Source organism: Caballeronia sp. (genome assembly GCF_049581465.1).
In the GTDB taxonomy this organism is placed as follows: domain Bacteria; phylum Pseudomonadota; class Gammaproteobacteria; order Burkholderiales; family Burkholderiaceae; genus Caballeronia.
Map to the genome: position 1 here is coordinate 1 of NZ_JBAUSA010000068.1, position 3,258 is coordinate 3,258.

General features: G+C 59.9%; 2 protein-coding genes. Both read left to right on the plus strand.

Annotated features, from left to right (window positions below; all coding sequences use genetic code 11):
• The first annotated feature begins 458 nt into the window (after positions 1-458).
• Complete coding sequence (gene glgC, locus WCA53_RS01660; protein WP_423904796.1) at positions 459-1,733, plus strand: glucose-1-phosphate adenylyltransferase; 1,275 nt, start codon at positions 459-461, stop codon at positions 1,731-1,733.
• A 58-nt stretch (positions 1,734-1,791) separates the two neighbouring features.
• On the plus strand, positions 1,792-3,258 hold the full coding sequence (glgA, locus tag WCA53_RS01665) for a glycogen synthase GlgA (protein ID WP_423904798.1): 1,467 nt from the start codon (positions 1,792-1,794) through the stop codon (positions 3,256-3,258).

A 3,258-nucleotide genomic window follows, 5' to 3' on the forward strand; every position in this document is an offset into this window, starting at 1 on the left:
TTGTGGACACTTAAATGTTGGCGGTTAAAACGCGTTTCTTTGCTTCGTTTCTTTGCTTCGTTTCTTTGCGCGTTTTGTTTGCAAAAAATGAAGTTCCGCCCCGAACAGGGGCTAACAGAAATAAGCAAGAAAATCCGACTTAAGCAGAACGACCACGCGAGAAGAAGGACTCCACCCTAACCCACACTCACCGCGAGCAGCACCCCCCAACCGCCCAGAGGCCCCTCCGGGAGCAAAACTTGCGACATGGCAATCCTCATCGTGAAATGGCGTGCGAGAGGGCCATCTTTATAGCAAAATCGACACACGATTCCCAACCGCGTTTCGCTTCGCTGAAAAAAGGAGACTCGCGCCCCTTTCACATCCCGCGTTACATCTGTTCGTCACGCACGTGCCCATCAACACGTTGAGACACGCTGGTAACAGGCCGGTCACCGGCCACAAAACAGGAGGTCGGTATGGAGACGCAGACAGGAAGCCGTACGGATTTGCAAAAGAACACCCTGGCTATCGTGCTTGCCGGTGGTCGCGGCACCCGGCTCGGACCCCTAACCAACAAGCGCGTAAAGCCGGCCGTTCACTTCGGCGGCAAATACAGGATCGTCGATTTCGCGTTGTCGAACTGTCTCAATTCGGGCATCCGGCGCATCGCGGTCGTCACGCAATACAAGGCGCATTCGCTGTTGCGCCATTTGCAGCGCGGCTGGGGGTTCCTGCGTGGCGAGTTCAACGAGTTTATCGACATCTGGCCGGCCCAGCAGCGCGTGGATTCCAGCTGGTATCGCGGTACGGCCGACGCCGTGTTCCAGAACCTCGACATTATCCGCTCGATCGCGCCGGAGTACATCATCGTGCTGGCGGGCGATCACATCTACAAGATGGACTACACGCGCATGGTGCTGGATCACGTCGAGAGCGGCGCCGATTGCACCGTAGGCTGCATCGAGGTACCGCGCATGGAGGCAAGAGAGTTCGGCGTGATGCATGTCGACGAGAATCGCCGCGTGACCGCCTTCCTCGAGAAACCCTCCGATCCTCCCCCCATGCCCGGCAAGCCGGATGTCGCGCTCGCGAGCATGGGCATCTACGTGATCAGTGCTAAGTACCTCTACCAGTTGCTGGAAGAGAACATTGCCGCGTCGCAAACGGATCACGATTTCGGCAAGGACATCATTCCGCGCGTGGTCACGAGCGGACGCGCGATCGCGCATCCGTTCGGCATGTCGTGCGTGACCTCCGAAACCGACCCGAGCGCCCCGGCATACTGGCGCGACGTGGGTACGGTAGACGCGTACTGGTCGGCAAACCTCGATCTCGCATCGACTATCCCGGCGCTCGACCTGTACGACCGGAAATGGCCGATCTGGACCAACCAGGAACAGTTGCCGCCGGGCAAGTTCGTGCGCGATTTGCACGGCCAGCAGGGCGCGATCAATAACCTGCTGGTGTGCGGCGGATGCGTGATCTCGGGATCCCAGGTCGGGCGCTCGGTATTTTCATCGGCGGTGCGCGTGCATTCGTTTTGCCACATTAACGAGGCAGTATTGTTGCCTCAGGTGACGGTGGGCCCGAGTTGCCGGCTGAAGAAGGTGGTGATCGACCGCGGCTGCACCGTGCCGGAGGGGACCGTGATTGGCGAGGATCCCGATGAAGATGCCGAACGATTCTTCCGTACCGAAAGTGGCGTGGTGCTCGTGACGCAGGAGGCACTCAGGCGTCTTGCACAAAAATAACACTGCCCCCGTGTTTCTAATCAACAAGAAATAAGGCCCCTGTGCCGATGGAGAGCCGATGACTCTATGCGTGCTGCATGTTGCAGCGGAGATGTATCCGCTTTTGAAAACCGGTGGCCTCGCCGATGTCGTCGGCGCGCTGCCGCCGGCTCAGACGCAACTGGGCACGAATGCCCGTGTGATCCTGCCGGCGTTTCCCGCGGTGATCGGCGGGCTGACGCAGATCCAGCACGTGGCGGATTTGGGGCCGGCGTTCGGTATCGATAACGTGCGGCTTGAGCGAGGCTTGCTCGAGCCGCATGGAATCGTGGTGTATGTGGTTCGCGCGGATGCATTCTACGACCGTCCCGGTAACCCGTATTTTGATAGCTCGCATAACCAGTACGCCGATAGCGACCGGCGTTTCGCCTTGCTGGGCTGGGCGGCCGCGCGGGTCGCAACCGGCGCCGATCCCGCCTGGAAGCCGCATATCCTGCATGCTCACGACTGGCACGCAGGCCTTGCGCCGGCTTACTTGCGGGCTCACGCGCGCGCGAGTGGCAAGCCGCACGTGCCGTGCGTGATCACCGTGCATAACCTTGCGTACCAGGGTGTGTTTCCGGCCTCCGAGTTCCGCTATCTGCAGTTGCCGGTGGATTTTTTTTCCGTCGATGGCGTCGAGTTCTACGGTCATCTCTCGTTTCTGAAAGCCGGGCTTTTCTACGCCGATCGCATCACGACCGTGAGCCCGACCTATTCGCACGAAATCCAGACGCACGCCCAGGGCGCGGGCCTCGACGGCCTGCTGCGCACGCGCACCCACGACATCAGCGGCATCCTCAATGGTGTTGACCAGACAGTCTGGAATCCAGCGATCGATACGCTCATCGATACCCGGTATTCACTTGCGAAGTTCTCGGGCAAGGCCAAGTGCAAGGCTGCGTTACAGGATCGAGTCGGCCTCGCGCGCGATGACGGTGCGTTGTTGTTTGGCGTCGTCAGCCGTCTTACCGAGCAGAAGGGCATTGATCTTTTGCTCTCCGCGATTCCCGACATCGTGCAGCGGGGCGGTCAACTTGTCGTGTTGGGAACAGGGGACGCGGCGCTCGAAAACGGCCTCAAGAATGCCGCGCAGGCACATCCGCAATCGATCGCCGTGGTGTTGGGTTTTGATGAAACGCTGTCCCACTCGATCATTGCCGGAAGCGACGTGGTCATGGTGCCGTCGCGTTTCGAACCTTGCGGACTGACGCAGTTGTACGCGCTTGCGTATGGATCGTTGCCCCTTGTGCATAGCGTAGGCGGCTTGGCCGACACGGTGACGGATGCATCTTTGGAGAACCTCGCTGACGACGTGTCGACGGGTTTTGTCTTCCACCACTTCAATCGTGTTTCGCTGGTCGCGGCTATCCGCCGTGCATTTGCGCTGAAGCAGCGCCGGCCGGAATGGAAGGCCGTGGTGCGCCGCGCGATGACGCAGGACTTCGGCTGGGAAGCGTCTGCGCTACGCTATGTCGATGTGTATCGGGAACTCGTGGCAATTTAA